The sequence below is a fragment of the Prevotella sp. AM23-5 genome (genome assembly GCF_003473645.1).
GTDB classification, from domain to species: domain Bacteria; phylum Bacteroidota; class Bacteroidia; order Bacteroidales; family Bacteroidaceae; genus Prevotella; species Prevotella copri_A.
The window spans coordinates 1-20,643 of the sequence record NZ_QUCG01000052.1; the positions used below are offsets into that span (position 1 = coordinate 1).

The following is a 20,643-nucleotide window of genomic DNA, read 5'->3' on the forward strand; positions in this document are numbered from 1 at the left end:
ATTGGATGATAGTTGCGGATTTTAGGTATAATAAATATTATGAGCCGATTCAACATAAATTCACCTTCAGAAATAGCTTCTCAAAAGCAGCAATTAAAATTTTATTCTCCTTTCACAATTATTAGAATGTGCATATAATCAATTACTTAAGTGTGAAAGGAGAATTCTCTGAAACAACAATAATAATCAGCAGAAAGGACTATTAATATAAGGAGAAGGCAACTTAGTCTAAGGGAGAAAGCAACTGTCACAAAAGGAATAGTAAAGGCTTCTTTGTATCGGATGACCCAGGTCATCCATATAGATGACCGGAGTGAGCCATATAGATGACCCGAGTCATCCATATAGACGAGCTTAGTCATCCATCCGATAAATCGCCCCTTTTCGCCTGCCAATACCTATCCATCATCCTTCTGGTTACTATGCTTCATCCCAACATTCATAGCAAAGACACTTACTATTCATTATCAAGACACCCACTATTCATTATCAAGACACCCACTATTCACTATCCACATCGCCACATTTAAGCTTAGCCATCAATTACCATCTCAAAATAAAGAGATTTTTCCTTTCATACTTAACTCTCTTATTTTCAGAACAATCCACATTCTGTGAAAGGAGATTGGTTATCCACCTTAACCCACATTGCAGCAACCTTTGGTGAAAAACTTAAAGAACTGAGGTAACCGTTAGGACAAGACTTGGAACGCGTCTTCCAGGTTCATTTGAATCACAATCCGAAAGTTCGCCTAATCCGGAAAATTCGATAGAAATCGCTTTATGCGGAAAGTGGACAAATAGTTGACTTTATGTTTTTTTAACGCATAATAGCGTGTTTTTTTCGAAAAAAAGTGTATTTTTGTGCCCATTATTATAAACATTTGCTATTAATCTTTTAATATGTTACTCATGAAAGAAATTAAAATTGTAGGTACTTTTTGTACTGGTGTTGTGCTTGTTATATTGAGCATGTATTATATGAGTAGAAATTCTACTATTAGCGACCAAGTCTTTTTGGATAATATAGAGGCTTTGTCGGGCGGAGAGAATGGTGGGGGAGATTGTTAAATGCTATTGTAAGATCCATTGGTTTTCTCCTAATGTTTGCTCAGTTAATGCTGATGGTGGATATTGTGGCGGAGATCCATGTGCTAATCACGATGGAAATTGTAGATAACTGATTTTGTTCTGATTCTCTATCCATACGTAGAGAATCCTAAAAAATAGAAGATATGAAGAAATATATTGTTGTTATGTTATTCTCTTTTTTAATGGCTTCTTGTGGTCAAGAAACTGAGAAAATTCATTTAGGGGAAAATTTAAGAGACAAATGCCATTTAGTTTGTATGGACTCATTGAAAATAGTAGCCGATAGTTTAAGCGGTAACGGAAATTTCTATATGAAAGATTCTGTCTTGACTTTTGCCGATATGACTTTGTGTACTTTGTTTCATTTTAATTTAAATAATTGTAAAGAACTTGGGCATAATTTTGATAAAGGAAATGGAAGAAACGAATTTTCGTCTTTGATGTATGCTTATCCCATCAATGGTTCAGATAAGTATTATGCAATGGACAGTTCTTTAGGCTTCTATATTTATGATGACAGAAAAGGGCAAATAGATAAAATATCAAAATTAGACTTTGGTTGGAATGATAAAAAGCAGGATTTTGACTCACCTGCTCTGTACAACCTAATGTATATGACAGAATTCGGTATGAATATCTCTAAGGTAAATGATTCGACCTTGATGCTTCCTGTGTCAATAATAGATAGAAATTTAACCAATATTACCAAGAAACGGTATGAGGAGGGACATATTTTTGCTGAAGTTAATTCTAATAATTTTAAGGTGACAAAGGTCTTTGGTAATTTTCCTGATATCTTTAAGGGGAAACCGTCTAATGTGTTGGAGTTTTTCCAATATGATAAAATTGGTGATACTTTGTATGTAAATCATTCCGTTGATTCACTGGTGTATGTTTATAAATACCCAGACAAGTTGTTATATACGATTGGTTTTGAGGCGCAGGGTGCCAAGCGTGATTATCCAGAACGGTTGGTTAAAGATCATTCTGTTTTTAAGGAAGATGTTGCAAAATTAAGCATAAATTCTGGATTAAAATTTGATAATGGATATTTGGTAAGAACCGTAATGCTGAATATGCTTACAGGGGAAACAGTTATGCAAATATATTCTAATGATAATCTTGTCGGTGAATTTAAAATGCCATCAATGTTTAAATATTTAGGATATTACAATGGCTATTTTTATGGAATTTCTCTTTTGCCAAGGCAAGAAAATGATAAGTTCTATTATATGAGATATAAGTTTAAATTGGCTATAAATGAAAAGTAAGTTTTTTTTGTTATTGACAATGTTGCTTATAATTTGTTGTCAGAATCATACAGGTCTTAGACTTTAGCTTTTTCTTTCCAAGTGGAAATTAGTACAACAAGTATTTATAATTTGAAATGAAACAAACCCTATTAGCTCTCTTCCTGTTGCTCTTGGCAGCATGTTCTGTGGTGGACTCTGGCGAACAACGCCTGGAGTCTGCCTTGGAATTTGCTGGCAGAAACCGTGGGGAATTGGAGAAGGTATTGGAACATAAGATGATAGAGCAAACCAGATATGTTTGCTAATGAACCCAAAAAACATCTAAATTTCCCTAATTGTTTTGGAAGGTATGCTAATTTTTCTTATATTTGCAAAAATAAAAATATAAATCAAATTCATGGAAAAGAAGCTAACCCTTTCAATGTTGCTAGTAAGCATAATGTTTTGTTTTTCTGGATGTAACTCGGAAATAAAAAAGGTAGAGTCGCATCTAGATCAGATGTTGGCTTCGCCTGTTATTCTCAAATTTGAACAAATGCAATGCCGAAAAGTTCCTTTGGCAGAAAATACAAAGGATTATCGAATGGTTGTCTTTGTGGATTCTACAGAATGCACTCCTTGTTCTTTAAGCAAACTTCGTTTTTGGAATCCATTGATTAAGGAGTCTCGAATGAAGAAGATAAGCATTGACTATATTTTCATTGTTGCCCCTAAGCAATCTGAAATGGAAGACATCAATCTAGAGTTAGGCATCACAGATTTGCAAAGTTCTATATATTTGGATACTGCATACGTTTTTAGAAATCAAAATCCGTCTATTCCTAATGAACGAAAATATCATTCTTTTCTCCTTGATAAGAATGACAGAATCGTATTTGTAGGAAGCCCTATTGACAATGATAAAATTAAAGCAATCTATGGAAAGACCATAGGTGTTAAATAACAACTAATTAATGTTAACTATTTATGAACAAAAAACTTTTAGGTGTAGCTTGCCTTGCGATAGCATGTGCTGGTGGGTTAGTTTTTTCTAGTCAAATCTTTGCGACACCATCAAATGATGTGATGATGCAAAATGTGGAGGCTCTCAGTGACTCGGAAGGGAGTGGTGCGAAATGCCCAAAAGGTTGTAGAAGCATCGGCTGGGGAACTGATAAAATTTTGGAGTGTGATTGTAATTATGATCATTTTTCATGTTGTAATTTGTGGGGATGTTAATTGCAGAGTCCACTTGAAAAAGTCAGAGCACTATCAATCTGAAAGTTAAACAACGAAAAGAAGCCTAAAATAGGTTCTTTCATGCAATGAATTTCATACAGAATGATTCCTTTTATGCTTTTAAGTTTTAAACTGTAAGCATTTTGAGGTACCCCTCTGTTTTGATGGCACTTTTTCAAGGTGACTCATTGCTCTAGTGTGATTTTGAAATCTACAACGCAAAATTTGCGTTGTAGATTAAATTGATTTTTTTTAAAAAATTTTATGAAGAATAATACATTAAATAAAAGTCAAAAAGTAGTATTTGCTTATCTTGTATTTATTTTTATGAATTGTTGCATGTTAATTTCTTGTGACAAATCTAGAGATAAGGAATCTAATATTGCGAAGTTTCAACAGAAGGTTGAGATAAAACCTTCTGTAACTTACATTGATAATGCATCCAAACAACTTGATTTGGTGTTAATGGACAAATACTATGTGGTTCAAAATGATGTGGAGGCTCATCAAAAACAACTTTCTGTTTACGACAAGGTGACAAACAAATATCTTTATGGTTTTGCGATAAAGGGACATGGAAAAAACGAAACCATGGCTATGGATATGGTGCAAAATCCGAATGGAGATACTTTGGAAATAATAGATCAGGCTAAATACAAAATTTTGAAGTATAAAGTAACTTCTCAAAAGGCAATCTTTATTGCCAGCAAGTCTCTGAAACTCCCTTTTGTCGGACCTTTACAAGAAGTGTATAGAGTAAATGACTCCATCCTCATTTTTAATACTTTGGATCGTGATTTGCAGACGTATAACGAAAAGAAGGAAAAATCTGTATTTGTTTATAATATGCTTGATAGCTTGGGGCTGGATGCAGAACACCGAAATTTTGCAGATTATCATTTTGCTTACAAAAAAAATAAGATTTGTATCGGTTTTAGGTTTATAAATGCAATAGCTGTGGGTGGTGTTGACAACTTTGGAGAAATTAAAATTTCTGAGATCAAAGCTGTAAAGGACAAAATCGATTTGTCTGGTTCCAAAAGAATATACTACTCGTTTGTTGATATGAATGACAGTAATATTCTGGCTCAGTATATGGGGTATGAGCCTGGTTTTATCTCAAAGGCATCTAACTATAAGTTGTATAGTCCTAAATTTGAGATTGAAATATATTCTCTAAATTTAATCCCATACAAGCACATAGTTCCAAAAACAGATGTTCTACGGTGTAAGATAAATCCTAACGGACATTGTTTTTATTCTTGGAATCCATTGGATGCCAAAGAAAATTTGCTAAAATTCAATTATTAGAATATTCTGTTAAATAACGGATATAGTATTTATGATTTGAAATGAAACAAACCCTATTAGCTCTCTTCCTGCTGTTCTTGACAGCATGTTCTGTGGTGGACTCTGGCGAACAACGCCTAGAGTCTGCCTTGGAATTTGCTGGAAAGAACCGTGGGGAATTGGAGAAAGTGTTGGAACATTATAAAGATGATTCCCAAAAACTAGAGGCTGCTAAGTTCCTGATTCGCAATATGCCCCATTGGTATAGTTACGAGGGTGCTCCGTTAGACTCCTTGAAGAATATACTAGCAACAGCCTACAAGAATCCGAAAGTGGGTGATATGAGCGAGATTGGAGGAAGTCAATGGCGTTATTACCCATTTGAGTCATTGCCAAAGGTATATGATGCTCAGGTTATCAAGGCAGACTATTTAATAGACAACATAGATAAGGCTTTTGATGATTGGAAAAGGTATCCTTGGAATAAACATTTAAGTTTTGAGGATTTCTGTGAATTGTTGTTGCCTTATCGTATCGCTAACGAACCATTAACAAACTGGAGGTCATTATATAAGGCATATTATGGCTCTTTGCTCGATTCTCTTTACCGTGGTAGTGATGTTGTAGAGGCTTGCCGCATAATCAATGAGCATATTTCCCAACAAAGAATTGAATATTACTCACATTTCTCAGCTCCACATTTTGAGGCGACTTTCTTGTTCTCAACCAAGTTTGGTACTTGCCGTGAGAGTTGCGACATCGGGCTGTATGCTATGCGCTCTTGTGGCATTCCTGTGGCTATTGATGCATTTATGTACGCAAATCATACTTCACACCAATGGCTTGCGTTAAGAGATACTACTGGTCGTTATATACAATTCGGATTTGATGACCTTGTGCCTACACGCAAGCTTCCTCATTCTGATGGGCGTAAGAAAGGTAAAGTGTATAGAAGCTGTTTTGGATTGCAAGAAGATCAAGTAAGGAAGTTTGGAGATGTCTCTGAAATACCTTTAGAAATGAGAAATTTCTTCCGACATGATGTCACAGATAATTATTTCGGTAAAAACCATGTGGAGATTCCTTTGAACATGCAAGAGGAGCGAGTCTATCTCGGAATATTCTCACCTCAAGGCTGGACTCCAATTGATGTAGGAGTATGTGAAGGTAAGAAGGTGCGGTTTGATAATATCGAACCAAATTTTATTTATCAGCCTATATGTTATGATGCTGCTAATGGCAAATGTATTCCTGTGGGGTATCCATTTGTTTTTTATTCAGGAAATAGAAAGTGCAGAATTTTAAAACCGATTTCTGGAAGTTATGTCGATATGGTATTGTCTAGGAAGATGCCTTTAGGCAAATTGTTTGCTGAGAGGCTTTGGCGTCCTATCATAGGATCGAGCATAGAGGCAAGCGTGGATGAAAGTTTTGTACAGGCAAAAAAGTTGTATGAATTTCGAGATACTTTGGATTATAGCAATCTGAAGATACGAGTTTCTGATAGGCGTTGTTTTCGCTATCTGCGTTATAATGCTCCTAAAAAAGCGCCAATGGAATTGGCTGATTTGGATATTTATGAGGATTCCTTATGTAGGAAGCCTATAGTCTTGAAATTGCTTACACCAGTGGATTCTACTTATAAACCAGAGAATGTAACAGACCATGATATGTTGACAACCTTTTATAGTGGGCAGCATAAAAGTTTAACCTATGAGCTGGATACTCCGTCTTCCATTCGGTGTGTAGATTTCTATCCTCGAACAGATGGAAATTTCGTGTGGGCTGGCGATACATACGAACTCTTATATTATGCTGGTGACAAAGGATGGGTATCATTGGGTAAGACTGTAGCTACAGGCAAGACAGTGGCTTTCCGTGGTCCCAAGAATGCCTTGTTTTGGCTTCGAGACTTGACACAAGGCAAGGAAGAACAGGTGTTTTTCTATGAAAATGGGAAGCAGGTGTTTAGTTACGATATAAAATAAACAGATAAGTATCAATAAAACAGATAAGTGAAACTTTTTAGCTCCGATAACGATATCAGAAAGGGAATAGGATTTTTGCCATTGCTGCTATGTCTGCTCCCTACGGTTCAGACAGTGACTCCGTTATGGTCTGAACCCTTGCTGTATGGTAGTGCCATAGGAAGTGTGTTATGCGCATTCTTTTGTATTTATGGCTTGTGCAGAGGTAAACATTTGCTTTGGCGATTGGATTTTGTGGATTTGCTGGTGTTTTGTTGGTGGCAGTATGTGCTAGTGCGAGGCTATATGCCATCGGAGGTTCCTTGCGCTCGGCAGGTTGTTACCTATACATCTTTGTTCGTATTGTATCTGATGCTGAGGCTTTTATTCATTGGCTTTGCGGTTAGAACAGTAGCTATAGAAAGTGCACTGTTTTTGGTGTGTGGATATGAGCTTTTATTGGGGGTGTGGCAATTTTGTGGAGGTGGCTATAATAGTGCTTCCGTTGCAATAAAAGGAATTTTTTTCAATTCAGGACCTTATACAGCTTTTATCGCCATTGGAGTGGCGATGGCTATCGTTTGGCTGAGGAAAGAGCAACAGTTCGGTGGATGGAAAAAATCCATCATGATAAAGGGAAATCTCTTTGTTCTTTTTGTGGGGATGGTCATGCTGGCGTTGATTCGGAGCAGGAGCGCCATCGTGGCTGTAGCGGTAGTGTTGTGCTGGCAATATAGAGGCTTGATAAGAAAGTACTGTGTATATTTGACGTTTATGGCAATCGGAATAGGGGCATACTTGTTTTTCTTGAAACAAGGTTCGGCTCTTGGCAGAACGTTCATCTGGAGGCTTTCTTTGGGCATGTTGACGGATAATGGATGGCTAGGGACAGGACTGGGGAGCTTTGCTGGCGAATATGGCAAGGTGTTGCAAACTTTCTTTTCCTCAAAAGACAATATTGTCTCGTATGCTATGAATGCCGATGTTATTGACTATGCATTCTGTGACATATTGCAAGTCGGTGTGGAGCAAGGGTGGATAGGTGTGATATTCTGCCTAATGACTGTGGGAGTGACGATGTGGCGTTTGCGAAAGATCTCAGTTGTGTTGTTGGGAGGGGCTGTCGCATTGGTGGTCTTCTCCTTGTTCTCTTATTCTTTTCAATTGTTCCCTTACCAGATGGTTATGGTCGTATTGATGGCGAAGGCTGCCGAGAGGTCTAGCTTGGGTGTTGCTTTTTCGGGGAGGAAGATAGCTTTGCTCTGCTTGCCGTTGTGTGGCGTGATGGGATTGTGCTACCACTTAGCGAACCGACATTTGCAGGCCCATAGGTCTTATAAGACAATGGCAAGGATGACTCATGAAACTTTTTTGCAGGATTATAATCGCTTGCTCCCATTATGTGAAGACGACAAGTACTTCTTGTTTGATTATGCGCATTTGTTGCGGGTCAACAAACATTGGATGGATAGCAATGCGATGCTTCGCAGAGGTCTCTTGGTGAGCAATGACCCTATGTTTTGGGTGTTGATGGGCAATAACCATCGGGATTTAGGACAATATCGGGAAGCTGAGATTTGTTATGATAAAGCATTCGTTCAAATGCCGAATCGTATTTATCCGCTCTACCAAAAGATGTGCTTGTATCAGCAGCTGAATCGGCAAGCGGATGCGAGGGTGATTGCTAAGAAAATATTGGACTTTCAGGAAAAGGTGTCATCGCAAGCTGTGAGTGATATGAAAAAAAATGCAAAAAAATGTCTGAAAAGTTTGTGAGTGTCAATATAAAATAGTACTTTTGTAACCAAATCTATAATCGTAAAACTAAACAATGACGAGAATGAGGAAAATAATCATATTGCTGTTGTTACTATGTGTTGGCTTGACGGCAAGAGCACAAAAAGTAATTTCCTTGAACGATGCTATCCTTATCGCTCAACAGAATTCCTATGATGCTCAGTTGGCTCGCTTCAGCTTTTTGTCTAGCTATTGGGCTTATAAGTCGTTTCGGGCAGAACTGCTGCCTTCGGTGAGTCTGACGGGAGGTCTCATGAACTTCGACCACTCCAGGGTGGAGGCAAGAAACTCCGAGGATGGTAGAATCAACTATGTGGATAATAATTCCCTCACCAATTCGCTGACCTTGTCGGTGGAGCAGCAAATAGCTTCCTTGGGGGGTACCTTGTCGTTGAAGTCTTATTTGTATCGACTCGACCAGTTCGACTATAAGATGACCACGTACAATACCTTGCCTTTGCGCCTGTCTTATTCACAGCCGCTGAGGTCGTACAACGAATTGAAATGGCGCAAGAAAACGGAACCCAAGGAGTTTGAGAAAGCCAAGAAGGTGTATTTGGAAAAAATGGAGGACATTGCCATACAGGTGGCGACGCTCTATTTCCAAGCCATATCGTCCCAGTCAAACTATAGTCAAAATGTGAGCAAATATTCTGATTTGGAGGCCCTGTATAAGATTTCGGAGAAGCGTCTTAACTTAGGCACCATTACCAAGAGCGACCTGCTGCAACTGGAATTGTCGAAGCTGAACACGAAGGTGGAGGTGAACAACTCAAAGATAAAAATGGACGATAGCTTGTTCGACCTCTTTTCCTATCTTCGTGTGACGGATTACGAGGATGCGAAACTCATTCCTCCTGCCAATGTTGCCGATATGGTGCTGAATGCAGACGAGGTGTTGCGAAAGGCGTGGGATAATTCTTCGCATTCTTTAACCCAGGAAATCTCCGTGTTGACGGCGCAGCAAAACCTGGCGCAGGCAAAATCTGTCAAGGGCATCCAGATGAGGCTGAATGCCGAGGTGGGCTTCAATCGCACGGCGGATGGTTTCGCCGCGGCTTACAGTCATCTGCAAGACAATGAAATCATCGGCTTGACCGTTACCTTGCCTATCTTCGACTGGGGCGTGCAAAAGGGAAAGGTGATGGTGGCGAAGTCTAACCTGGAACTTGCCAAGACCAAGAAGGAACAGGCTGACCAAGATTATGTGCAAAAGATAAAGCGAGACATCTTGCAATTCAGTTTCCAATCCGAGCAATGCCGCACTTCGATGCGTGCGCAGGAAATATCCAACGAGAGATATGAGATTACCAAAAAGAGATTCGAGACGGGCAATATATCCGTTACGGAACTCAATACTGCCATCCAAGAACTAGAGACCGCCAAGTCGCAATATATTAGCCAACTTCAGACGTATTGGTCTTATTATTATACATTGCGTAAATACACCCTGTACGACTGGGATAAGCATCAAGACTTAACGGTTGATTTTGATAAATTGGTTCAAACAAACGGAAAATAATGAAGATGAAAATAAAAAATGTGATATGGGCTGCGCTTATCGTGGTGTCGGCATTGAACTCCTCTTGCCGACAGAAGACGAATGCGGAGGAAGAAAAAATGGTAAACGCTGAAAGTATTCCTACTGATGTTTATGTGGATACGATAAAATTACATCGGAAGACGTTTCATCGCCAGTTGATATGCAATGGCAAGCTGAGGGCTATCGAGAAATGCGAGCTTGCCTTTACCGATGGAGGCATCGTGAAGAGGGTATATGTGCATAATGGCTGCAGGGTGGCTAAGGGACAATTGATAGCCAAAACCGATGGTGGCGACGCCGCTCTGGAAGTGGAGAAGGCTACCAAGCAACTGGAAAAGGCAAAGGTAGATTTGGCCGACAGGCTCATCGGATTGGGATATGATGGCATTTCTGCCAACGTGCCTTCCGATGTGATGCACCGTGCCAAGGTGGCATCGGGGTATTATCTGGCCCAATACCAGTTGCAGTCGGCTCGCAACAGTATAGACAAATGTGCGCTTGTGGCTCCTTTTGCCGGAAGAATCGCCGATTTGGAAAATAAGCGCAACCAACGTTTGGATAAGCTCTGCACAGTCATCAACGATACGCAACTCGATGTGGAGTTTAGTGTGTTGGAGACTGAAATCAAGAATATCCACAAGGGACAGAAGGTGATAGTGAGTCCTTTTGTTGACGAGAAGGCTCAGTATGCGGGTACGGTAACAAATATCAACCCAACCGTGAGCGAGAAGGGACTCATCAAGATAACGGCTCGCATTCCTAATCCTTCGGGAAAAATGCTCGATGGCATGAATGTGAAAGTTATCATAGAGAATGATGTGGCTCAATCGTTTGTGGTGCCTAAGGATGCTGTGGTGGAACGTGATGGCTATCATGTGGTCTTTCTCTACAAGGATGGCGAGGCTGTGTGGACATACGTGGATATCGCTTATAGCAACATTGGCTCATACGCCATCAAGGGCTGCGAACGCAAGGAGACGGAGTTGCATGCGGGAGATGTGGTCATCACTTCCGGCAACCTGAATCTAGCTGATGGAACGAAGGTGAAAATCAAGAAGAGATAAAAACTGTCAACGCCTATGATTAAGTATTTGATTCACCGTCCGGTGGCGGTAACGATGATACTGATTGCCCTGGTGGTGATTGGCATCGTCGGCATCAAGAACATTCCCGTATCGCTGATGCCCGACATAGACATTCCGCAGATTACCGTGCAGGAGAGTATGCCAGGTTGCTCTGCGCAAGAGATGGAAAAACGTGTGATAGCTCCCCTTAGGGGGCAGCTTGCGCAAGTGTCGGGCGTGAAGAGCATCAGCTCAGACTCTCGAATGGATGTGGGAAATATCTTGTTGAAGTTTGAGCCTGGTGCCAACATCGACATGCTTTTCATCGAGGTAAATGAGAAAATCGACATGGCGATGGGAAATATGCCGAAAGATGTGGTTCGTCCCAAGGTCATCAAGGCGAGTGCTTCGGATATTCCTGCCTTTTTCCTCAACGTCTCTTTCCGTGGAGAACCATCGGGGCAGGAGGCTTCGGCAAAGTTTGCCCAACTGAGCGACTTTGCCCGAAATGTGGTGTGCCGTCGCCTGGAGCAGTTGCCGTCCACAGCCATGGTGGATATGAGCGGACTGACTACCTCCGAGATTCAGTGTGTGCCTGATGCGGACAAACTGGCGGCTTTGGGCATCACGGTGGAGGAGTTGCAGCGAGCCTTGGCTGAGAATGACATCCGATTGTCTGCCCTTACGGTGGTTGATGGCATTTACCAGTATAATGTGCATTTCGACAGTCAGATTTTGACGGTGGATGATGTGCGCAATGTTTATATCAACCATGAGGGGCGGATGCTCCAGCTCAAGGACTTGTGTAAGATAGAGGAGCATCCTGCCATACGCAGAAACATCGTCAGGCATAATGGGAAGAATTGCGTTACCTTGTGCATCATCAAGCAGAATGATGCACAGATGGATGAGCTGAAGAGCGAGGTGGACAATGTGATTGCCGACCTGGAGAAAACTTATCCTGATTTGGAATTTGACATAACTAGAGACCAAACGGAGTTGTTGTCTTATTCTATCAACAATTTGGAGTGGAACCTTTTGGCGGCAGCCTTTTTTACCTTGTTGGTCTTGTTGTTCTTTATGCGTAAGTGGCGCTTGGCTATGTTGGTGGCATTGTCCATCCCATTGTCTTTGCTCATCACGCTGTTGGCATTCAAGTTGTTGGGCATCTCCCTCAACATCATATCCTTGTCGGGATTGATTCTGGGTGTGGGTATGATTGTGGATAACTCCATCATTGTGATAGACAACATCTTGCAGAAATTGCATGGTGGCAATACCTTGGCTGAGGCGATATGCCAGGGAACCGCAGAGGTGTTTACGCCGATGTTGAGTTCTGTATTGACCACTTGCAGTGTTTTCGTGCCGTTGATTTTTATCGGTGGAATGACGGGCGCTTTGTTCTACGACCAGAGTATGGGCATTGCCATAGCCCTTTTTGCGTCGTTGGCTGTAAGTATGATCGTGCTGCCTGTATATTTCAAGGTGCTATATCAAAAGGTGCACAAGCGCAAGCTTGAGAAGGGCGAGGCTTTGGTGGCAGATGACGAGAAAAACGTGACGAAAACGAATCTGGCGATTTTACGCTGGTATGAGAAGACGCAGAGCTGGATGTTTGCTCATTTGCGCCTCTGTCTCTTCTTGTTCTTGCTCTCTGCCCCGGGACTCGTGGTGATGTTTTTAATCTCTGAGAAAAGACAAATGCCGGAGGTGAGCTATACGGATGCCATCATGTATGTGGATTGGAACGCGGGCATCTCGGTGCAAGAGAACGATAGGAGGATTAGCCAAGTGCTGGAGCATTGCAAGAAAGGGGTGGAAGCGACAACCTCGATGGTGGGTACGCAAGACTTTTTGCTGTTCCATACCCAAGACATTACCTCTTCCGAGGCATTGGTGTATTTTAAGTGTGAGTCGGTGGATGAGTTCTTGCAAGCCAAGAAGCGATTGCAGTCGTATGTGGCTGAGGCTTATCCCGATGCGTCTGTCTCGTTCTCTCCTTCGGGCAACCTATTCGATATGATATTCTCTTCTGGGGAACCTGATTTGCGATTGAAGTTGCAAGACGCTGGGGGACATCGCCCTACGGTGTCGCAGGCTATGGCTTTCACCGACAGCTTGCGCCAGCATTTCCCTGAAGTGATGATTCCACCTGTGGTGACGGAGGAGAACTTGCAGTTGGTGGCTGACGTGGAGCAGATGACCATTTATGGCATCTCTTACGCCCAACTATGTGATAGGTTGCGCCAGATATCGGGAACCAACGAGGCTTTGCGCATCAACCAAGGTGCGGGAAGCGTGCCTGTGGTGATAGGTTCGTCGAAGGCGGACAGGGAGTCGATATTGTCGTCTTCCATTGATGCCAAGGATGGGGTGAGCATACCTTTGAGCCTGTTGCTGAAGGAGCGTATGGCGTATGACTATAAGCATCTGTATGGCTCGGAAGGGGGCGAATACCAACCTGTTGACATACAAGCCTCTGGCAAGGAGGTGAGACGGATTCTGGATTTCGTGTCGCAATACGAGGCTCAGCATGACGATGTGAGGATTGTTGCCAGTGGCGACTATTTCTCCAGTCGGCAGATGATCATGGGCTTGGTCTGGATTTTGGTCGTTGCCTTGCTGCTCTTGTATTTCATTCTGGCGGCACAGTTTGAAAGTATGATACAGCCAGCCATCATCTTGTCGGAAATCGTGCTGGATGTGTTCTGCGTGTTGTTGGTGTTGTGGTTGCTCGGAATGTCCATCGACATCATGTCGATGACCGGTGTCATCGTGATGGCGGGCATTGTCATCAACGACTCTATCTTGAAGATCGACACCATCAATCATCATCGCCGTGAAGGGAAGCCGCTGATGGAGGCGATAGAGCGGGCGGGGCATGAGCGTCTGATGCCTATCATCATGACTTCGCTGACCACCATTTTCTCTTTGTTGCCATTTATGTCGAGAGGCTCCATAGGTGCCGACATGCAATTCCCGTTGTCGCTAGCCATCCTCATAGGCATGGTGATAGGCACTTTGGTGAGCATCTTCTTTGTGCCAATCCTCTATTACTCAATATATAGAAAGAAAACAGACAAAACGAAAAATTGATATACGATGAAACTATCCTCTTTTAGTGTGATATTGACTTTCGTCATCTTGATGATTATTGGCGTGGCGTTGGCTCCCCTCATCGACGTGGGGACTGAGCCGACACCACGACAGGGCAAGCGCATGACCATCAAGTACGAGTGGCCTCATGTGTCGGCAAAGGTGGTGGAGCAGAATCTCACCTCGCCGATAGAGGGAATGGTGTCTGCGCTGAAAGGGGTGGAGAGTGTTTCTTCCAAGTCTTATTTTGGCAAAAGTGAAATCGTGGTCAATCTGAAGGAGAATGTGGATGTGTCCTCCGTCAGGTTCGAGATTTCTTCCTTGTTGCGACAGTCGCACGAGCGATTGCCGAAGGGCGTTTCTTATCCTACGCTGATGGGAGGCGAGGTGGTCAGCGGCATGGCATCGCACAATGCCCAAAAACTGTTGCTGACTTACCTGGTGAATGCCGACATACAGCCCGAGTTGATTAAGAATTTTGTGAAGGAGAATGTGGTCAGGCAATTGGAAGCTGTGGATGGCGTTAACAAGGTGGAAGTGACAGGCACGACAGATACATACGTGGAAATCAGTTATGACCCTATGGCACTTTCTGCCTACGGCATCACGTCGAATGACATTGCGGATGGCATACGCAACTATATGGGGCAGGATGAAATCATCGGTACGGTGATGAACACGACGGCTCAGGGAAACCGAGAGAAGATAGCCTTGCATCTCACCACCGAGTTGTTTGGAAAACCTTTGGGGGAGATGCCTTTGAAAAATATAGATGGAAAGGTGGTTTATCTCAACGATTTGGCTGCCGTGCAAGTGAAGAATCAGGACCCCGACAGCTATTATCGGGTGAATGGATTGAACACGGTATATATCAATGTTTATATTCCTTCGGATAGTAAGACCGTGAGAATGTCGGATGTCGTTCAGGAGAAGATGGAACAATTGAAGGCTGGCATTCATCAGAAGGTGTATTTCCAGTTGTCGTATGATAGTGCCAAGCAACAGCGTGAGGAGATGTCGAGGTTGCTGAGAAGAACATTGATGTCGCTTGCCATCCTGCTGGTGTTTGTTTGGCTTACCAACCGCGACTGGAAGTATTTGGTTGTCATTGCTTCCACTTTGGCAGCCAATCTGTTGATAGCTATTATAGTCTTTTGGTTGTTCGATATCCAATTACATATTTATTCTTTGGCGGGAATCACAGTTTCTTTAGGTCTTATCATAGATTCTACGATTGTGATGGTCGATCATTATGGATATTATCACAACCGAAAGGCTTTCTTGTCTCTGTTGGCGGCTATGCTCACTACGATAGGGTCTATGGTGGTCATTTTTTTCCTTCCAAAGGAATTGCAGCAAGACTTGTATGATTTCGCTTGGATAGTCATCATCAATCTGGTGGTGTCTTTGGTCGTGGCGTTGTTTTTTGTGCCAGCCATCATTGACCGTTGGCAATATAGCAGCCAAAGGCAACATCTCAGGTTGGGTAGGGTGGTCGTTAGATGCAATCGCTTCTACTGCCGTTATATCGCATTCACCTCCCATCGTAAATGGGTGTATTATGTCTTGTTGGTGTTGGCATTCGGCATTCCATTCCAATTCTTGCCGGATCGCTTGGGGACGGATAGCGAAGCTGACGGAACGGAACAGGCGGATGATGAACATTTGCCTTGGTATGACGTGCTTTATAACCAGACATTTGGCAACCAAAAGTTTGTGGATACATACAAGCCGTTGTTGTCGGAATGGTTGGGAGGCACCGTGCAGATGTTTGCCGATTATTTGGATGAGGATAGCCATCGGAGTGATGAGAATGCGGAAAAGGTATTGCACATTCGAGCACAGATGCCTGTGGGCGGCACAGCAGTGCAGCTTAACCCCAAGATGATGATTGTGGAGGAAACGCTGAAGAAATATAAGGAAATCAAAGAGTTCGTCACTCGTATTGATAGGAGAAATGGCGAAATCGTTGTTCACTTCAAGCAGGGCGTTGACAAGACCTCTTTCCCATATCGCCTGGAAAATGAGGTGATAGGCAAGGTGATAACGATTGGCGGTGCTGACTGGAGCACTTATGGCGTGAGCGAGCGAGGGTTTAGCAATGCCCTGAACTTGCTCTATCGCAGCAATCGCCTGACGCTTTCTGGCTATAATTACGACCAGCTCTATCGTCTGGCTGAGGACGTGTGCCGTTATATGAAGAAAAATCCACGTGTGCAGGACTTGACCATTGAGACCCCGGGCTTTGAAAATCAAGAGCCTGAATTCTTCATGGACTACAAAAAGGGGCAAATGGCTCTTTATCAGATGGCTGTAGATGATGCGCATCGGTCGCTGGAAAACATCTTGATGTCTAGCTATGTAGGGTATTATAAGGATAATAACATAGAGTCTGACGTATATCTCAAGCCGTTGCCTCCAACGTCTTTTGACTTGTGGCATGTAGAAAACGAACAGGTGAAGGTGGACTCTAGCGAGCTGTTTGTGCCAGAGGCGATGAAGATGGAACGCCGTGAGGCGAAGAATGTCATCCCTAAGAAAAATCAGGAGTATATGCTGAATGTGGCTTTCAATGTGATGGGCTCTTATACCTACTCATCCGAGTATATAGACGGAGTGCTCAAGTATTTCAATAAGACATTGCCAGTGGGGTATCGTTGCGAGAACGCTTCTTACCACAGGTCTATCAATGAAAAATCAAATTATTGGTTGCTTTTCTTGATAGTGGTGATCGTTTTCTTTATTTGTGCCATTCAGTTTGAGTCTGTTCGCCAGTCGCTGGTGATAGTTTCCGTCATTCCAGTGGCGTTGATAGGCAGCTTCCTTACTTTCTGTTTTACGGAAATTCCTTTTGGCAGCGGAGGCTTCGCCTCCTTGGTGTTGCTGATTGGTATAGTCGTGAACTCGGGCATTTACATTTTGAGTCAATATAACAATATGCATCGCTTGTCGCACCGTGGCAAGATAAGGGATTATGTCAGAGCCTTCAATCATAAGATTATTCCTATTTTCTTGACGGTGTCTTCTACGATTGTGGGGCTGATTCCGTTTTTCCTTGATGGCAAGGACGAGCCATTCTGGTTCTCGTTTGCCACGGGAGTGACGGGAGGACTGCTTTTCTCCCTTCCTGCGCTGATATTCATCATGCCTATCTTTTGCAAGTTTGGGGCGAAGGGGAAGCGGTAACTAGTAAATTTATAGATAAAGAAATTGATTATGATGTTATATTTTAATAAAAGCTATATTAAGTTACTTTTGATGTTGCTGTTGCCATTTCTGATGGCCTGTACATCAAATGAGAAGCAACGGTTACTTCAAATAGAGAGTGTGTTGGAGAAACACCCCGACACAGCTTGGACTATGTTGTGCCAGGAAAATAAGCATCTTGCTGAATACTCTAAGTCTGACAGAATGAAATTTTTGTTGCTTCGCACAGAAGCAATGAATAAGCTCTTTTATGCGATGGATACCATCAATTATATGGATGAGGTCTTGGACTATTATTCTTTTTGGGGCAAGGATGGAGAAAAGGCACTAGCTAACTATATGATGGGTTGTGTATATCGTGACAGAGGAAATAGCCCTATGGCTCTACAATATTATAATGAGGCAGTCGTAAAAAATGATACAACAAAACGAGACTGTAATTTCGCTCTGTTGTCTAAAATTTATGGACAAATGGCGGATGTTTATAGATTGCAGCGTTATCCACAAATGGAATTGAAGATACTTGATAAGAAGGCACAAGTAGCTTTGAAGATGAACGATACATTGGGATATGCTCGAGTACAGGAACGTAGGGGTAGTGTTTACTATCAGCTAGGCTATATGGATTCGGTTTTTCATATTGCCTCTCAGGCTTATCGATATTACAAAAATATGGGTGAGTATGATTATGCCGCAGCAGCTTTAGCTCCATTGCAAGAATTCTATTTAAGACAAAAAGACTATGTGAGAGCTAAGCTAGCACTAGATGAATATCGTGCAAAGTCCAAATTATTGGATGAAAAAGGAAATCCTATATATCCGGGAACAGAGTATTTTTATCATTATCTTGGCTGGTATTATAAAGGGGTTGGGCAGTTGGATTCAGCTTTGTATTGCTATCGTAGATTGTTGGCTTATCCTTCTGATATAGAAGATTTGGAGGCAGGATATAAGGGCTTGATGTCTATATATGCGCTACAAGGTGTGACGGATTCTGTCGTGAAATATGCACATTTGTATACTGATGCAAACGATACTGCCAATTTTCGAAATTCAGCAAAAGAGGTAGGCAAGGTACAAGCTTTGTTCGATTATTCAGAAAGTCAGAAAGTTGCAGTGCGAAAAGCTGAAGAAGCAAAAAATGTTTGGAAACTCCTATTTGCGGCTCTCTTGATGATTGTTGTGTTGCTCATTGTTGTAAAGAAATTGCGGACAAAGAATCAAAAAATGCAAACTCAATATGATACAACTAAGAAAGAATTGGCTTCAACCCAAAAAGAAATACAACTTCAAAAACAAAAAATGGCAAATCTGAATGGTGTGTTGTGTGTTTATAAAACGAATGAGAATGAAGAAAAATGGAAAAAGGAGAATGCATTTATGGAATCCAAGATAGTTCAGTTATTTCAGGCATACGCAGATGCTGGTAAGCAACCAACTGTTTGTGAATGGAAAGACTTACAGAATTTAGTTGAAACAAATCTGCCTGCATTTTGGAAAAAAATGTCTTTGTTTGAGAATTTGTTGGATGAAGAGTTGAAGCTTTGCTTGCTGACGAGACTTTCTTTCAGTCCCTCTCAGATAGCTAATCTTTTGGGTGTATCAAAGCAGAGCATTACTAACAAGCGTAAAAAGCTAGTTGTGATGTTGTTTAAAACTGACAATATAAAGAGGTTTGATGCTTTAATAAAAAGAATAGAATGAAGAATGTACTAAATGTACTTTTTTAGTTAAGGTGCTGTTTTTTTGTTTGTTATAATATGGAAAATTCGGCTATGTGAAAAGTTGTGTACTAAATGTAGTGCTTTTATTTGGAAAATAAGCATTTTTTCTCTAATTTTGCAAGCAAAAATAATAAAAACTAACAATAATATGAATAGATTGTTACTAATAATCTTTACGTGCCTATTTCTAGATGGAAATGTATGGGCAGGAATAAAAGTTAGAGTGGAAATGCAACCAAACTCTTATGAAAACCCGACCAAACATGGTCGTCCATGGGAGCGAGAGCTGACTTGGACACCACAAGTGTTTTTGGAGGATAAAGAATTGTCCTTTGAGTTAAGCAACTCACCCACTATAATATATGTATATAGAGGTGATAGGATGGTCTATAGTCAGATGGCTTCGGAGGGTAGTGCCAATGTTGTTTTCCCTGATGGTTTGAAAGGCGAGTTTACTTTGTATATGTTTTATGGCGATACAGAGTTTTGCGGAGTTATCAATCTATAAAGGACTAGTAATAATGAAGAATCCTAGATTGTCAATAATTGGTATAATGATATGCTTGCTCTTTTTGGGCTGCAAGTCGGAGAAGGAACAAGTGAGAGACAAGATTGAACAAATGAAATCTCGTCCGATTGAGTTGTGCCTAGACAAGATGGAATGTCGGCGTAATCCTCTGAATAAACTGGATAAGAAGTACACGATGGTTGAATATATAGATTCTACAGAGTGTACCCCATGTGCCTTGAATAAACTTCGCATTTGGAATCCTTTGATAATGGAGGCTAGAGCTAAGGGTGTAGATATAAACTATATTTTTATTGTGGCTCCCAAGCCATCTGAAATGGATGATATAAATTTAGAACTAGGCGTTACGGATTTACAGAGTTCTGTCTATATTGATACTTCGTATGAGTTTAGAAAGCTGAATCCTTCTATGCCGATTGATAATAAATATCATTCATTTTTATTAGGAGAAAATAATGAAATTTTGTTTGTTGGTAGTCCCATAAAAAATGAAAAAGTGAAAAATATTTATAAAAGAATTCTTGAATTTTAAATTAAGTGCAGAATATGAAGAATAAATTTTTAGGAGCATTATGCCTTGCGATAGCTTGTGCTGGTGCAATGGCTTATTCTAGCCGTTATTCAGAAGACAACCCTTCAAGAGATGTTGTGTTGATGGAAAATGTTGAGGCACTTTCCCAGTCAGAATCTGGTGGAGTCTATCTTCCTTGTTATGTGAGTCTTACAAGGAAATGCAGTGTAAATGTAAGTACTGCTAGTGGACAAGGTGTGTTGACACTTGATGACCATCAAAAAGTGCAGGCGTAAAGTTGTAAATAATAGAGATATGGAGGAGGGATTCTTCATATCTCTTAATTAATAAA

General features: G+C 41.4%; 16 protein-coding genes. All 16 read left to right on the top strand.

Translation table 11 applies throughout. The annotated features are described in order from the left end of the window. The first annotated feature begins 912 nt into the window (after positions 1-912). The 16 genes from DW657_RS18175 (at position 913) to DW657_RS12365 (ending at position 20,587) form a co-directional block, all read left to right on the top strand. Positions 913-1,071, top strand: a complete 159-nt coding sequence (locus DW657_RS18175) for a hypothetical protein (protein ID WP_153128155.1) — start codon at positions 913-915, stop codon at positions 1,069-1,071. A 164-nt stretch (positions 1,072-1,235) separates the two neighbouring features. After that, positions 1,236-2,363 carry a hypothetical protein gene (locus tag DW657_RS12300; protein WP_118312731.1) on the top strand — a complete coding sequence of 376 codons (1,128 nt, stop codon included), beginning with the start codon at positions 1,236-1,238 and terminating at the stop codon, positions 2,361-2,363. 116 nt (positions 2,364-2,479) lie between these two features. Further along, positions 2,480-2,650 (top strand): hypothetical protein, encoded by a 171-nt coding sequence (locus tag DW657_RS17860; RefSeq protein WP_153128154.1) that lies wholly within the window; start codon positions 2,480-2,482, stop codon positions 2,648-2,650. Positions 2,651-2,742: 92 nt separating this feature from the next. Beyond that, a complete protein-coding gene (locus DW657_RS12305; RefSeq protein WP_118312732.1) occupies positions 2,743-3,288 on the top strand; it encodes a hypothetical protein in 546 nt (181 codons plus the stop codon). A gap of 23 nt (positions 3,289-3,311) precedes the next feature. Beyond that, the gene (locus tag DW657_RS12310) at positions 3,312-3,563 is read left to right on the top strand and encodes an NVEALA domain-containing protein (protein ID WP_118312733.1); all 252 of its coding nucleotides are present in this window, start codon (positions 3,312-3,314) and stop codon (positions 3,561-3,563) included. A 264-nt stretch (positions 3,564-3,827) separates the two neighbouring features. After that, the gene (locus DW657_RS12315; RefSeq protein ID WP_118312734.1) at positions 3,828-4,874 is read left to right on the top strand and encodes a hypothetical protein; all 1,047 of its coding nucleotides are present in this window, start codon (positions 3,828-3,830) and stop codon (positions 4,872-4,874) included. A 41-nt stretch (positions 4,875-4,915) separates the two neighbouring features. Beyond that, positions 4,916-6,841 (top strand): hypothetical protein, encoded by a 1,926-nt coding sequence (locus tag DW657_RS12320; RefSeq protein WP_117664058.1) that lies wholly within the window; start codon positions 4,916-4,918, stop codon positions 6,839-6,841. Positions 6,842-6,868: 27 nt separating this feature from the next. After that, positions 6,869-8,596 (top strand): hypothetical protein, encoded by a 1,728-nt coding sequence (locus DW657_RS12325; protein WP_147327924.1) that lies wholly within the window; start codon positions 6,869-6,871, stop codon positions 8,594-8,596. 64 nt (positions 8,597-8,660) lie between these two features. After that, on the top strand, positions 8,661-10,139 hold the full coding sequence (locus DW657_RS12330; protein ID WP_228119457.1) for a TolC family protein: 1,479 nt from the start codon (positions 8,661-8,663) through the stop codon (positions 10,137-10,139). A 5-nt stretch (positions 10,140-10,144) separates the two neighbouring features. Beyond that, entirely contained in the window at positions 10,145-11,224 is a 1,080-nt protein-coding gene (locus tag DW657_RS12335; RefSeq protein ID WP_158556347.1) for an efflux RND transporter periplasmic adaptor subunit, read from the top strand. A 15-nt stretch (positions 11,225-11,239) separates the two neighbouring features. Continuing rightward, positions 11,240-14,320 carry an efflux RND transporter permease subunit gene (locus DW657_RS12340; RefSeq protein ID WP_118312736.1) on the top strand — a complete coding sequence of 1,027 codons (3,081 nt, stop codon included), beginning with the start codon at positions 11,240-11,242 and terminating at the stop codon, positions 14,318-14,320. A gap of 6 nt (positions 14,321-14,326) precedes the next feature. Beyond that, on the top strand, positions 14,327-17,506 hold the full coding sequence (locus tag DW657_RS12345; protein ID WP_118312737.1) for an efflux RND transporter permease subunit: 3,180 nt from the start codon (positions 14,327-14,329) through the stop codon (positions 17,504-17,506). Positions 17,507-17,536: 30 nt separating this feature from the next. Beyond that, positions 17,537-19,231, top strand: a complete 1,695-nt coding sequence (locus tag DW657_RS12350) for a hypothetical protein (RefSeq protein ID WP_118312738.1) — start codon at positions 17,537-17,539, stop codon at positions 19,229-19,231. A gap of 168 nt (positions 19,232-19,399) precedes the next feature. After that, on the top strand, positions 19,400-19,759 hold the full coding sequence (locus DW657_RS12355) for a hypothetical protein (protein WP_118312739.1): 360 nt from the start codon (positions 19,400-19,402) through the stop codon (positions 19,757-19,759). Between the two features lie 13 nt (positions 19,760-19,772). Next, positions 19,773-20,312, top strand: coding sequence for a hypothetical protein (locus DW657_RS12360; protein WP_147381938.1), 540 nt, complete (start codon positions 19,773-19,775; stop codon positions 20,310-20,312). A gap of 14 nt (positions 20,313-20,326) precedes the next feature. Beyond that, entirely contained in the window at positions 20,327-20,587 is a 261-nt protein-coding gene (locus DW657_RS12365) for an NVEALA domain-containing protein (protein ID WP_118312741.1), read from the top strand. Positions 20,588-20,643: the final 56 nt, after the last annotated feature.

Excerpts from the sequence above, each read along its gene's own strand:
- DW657_RS12315 (WP_118312734.1), top strand. The coding sequence starts at position 3,828 with ATGAAGAATAATACATTAAATAAAAGTCAAAAAGTAGTATTTGCTTAT.
- DW657_RS12360 (WP_147381938.1), top strand. The coding sequence starts at position 19,773 with ATGAAGAATCCTAGATTGTCAATAATTGGTATAATGATATGCTTGCTC.
- DW657_RS12340 (WP_118312736.1), top strand. The coding sequence starts at position 11,240 with ATGATTAAGTATTTGATTCACCGTCCGGTGGCGGTAACGATGATACTG.
- DW657_RS12355 (WP_118312739.1), top strand. The coding sequence starts at position 19,400 with ATGAATAGATTGTTACTAATAATCTTTACGTGCCTATTTCTAGATGGA.
- DW657_RS12300 (WP_118312731.1), top strand. The coding sequence starts at position 1,236 with ATGAAGAAATATATTGTTGTTATGTTATTCTCTTTTTTAATGGCTTCT.
- DW657_RS12345 (WP_118312737.1), top strand. The coding sequence starts at position 14,327 with ATGAAACTATCCTCTTTTAGTGTGATATTGACTTTCGTCATCTTGATG.
- DW657_RS12350 (WP_118312738.1), top strand. The coding sequence starts at position 17,537 with ATGATGTTATATTTTAATAAAAGCTATATTAAGTTACTTTTGATGTTG.
- DW657_RS17860 (WP_153128154.1), top strand. The coding sequence starts at position 2,480 with ATGAAACAAACCCTATTAGCTCTCTTCCTGTTGCTCTTGGCAGCATGT.
- DW657_RS12335 (WP_158556347.1), top strand. The coding sequence starts at position 10,145 with ATGAAAATAAAAAATGTGATATGGGCTGCGCTTATCGTGGTGTCGGCA.
- DW657_RS18175 (WP_153128155.1), top strand. The coding sequence starts at position 913 with ATGAAAGAAATTAAAATTGTAGGTACTTTTTGTACTGGTGTTGTGCTT.
- DW657_RS12305 (WP_118312732.1), top strand. The coding sequence starts at position 2,743 with ATGGAAAAGAAGCTAACCCTTTCAATGTTGCTAGTAAGCATAATGTTT.
- DW657_RS12365 (WP_118312741.1), top strand. The coding sequence starts at position 20,327 with ATGAAGAATAAATTTTTAGGAGCATTATGCCTTGCGATAGCTTGTGCT.
- DW657_RS12330 (WP_228119457.1), top strand. The coding sequence starts at position 8,661 with ATGAGGAAAATAATCATATTGCTGTTGTTACTATGTGTTGGCTTGACG.
- DW657_RS12320 (WP_117664058.1), top strand. The coding sequence starts at position 4,916 with ATGAAACAAACCCTATTAGCTCTCTTCCTGCTGTTCTTGACAGCATGT.
- DW657_RS12310 (WP_118312733.1), top strand. The coding sequence starts at position 3,312 with ATGAACAAAAAACTTTTAGGTGTAGCTTGCCTTGCGATAGCATGTGCT.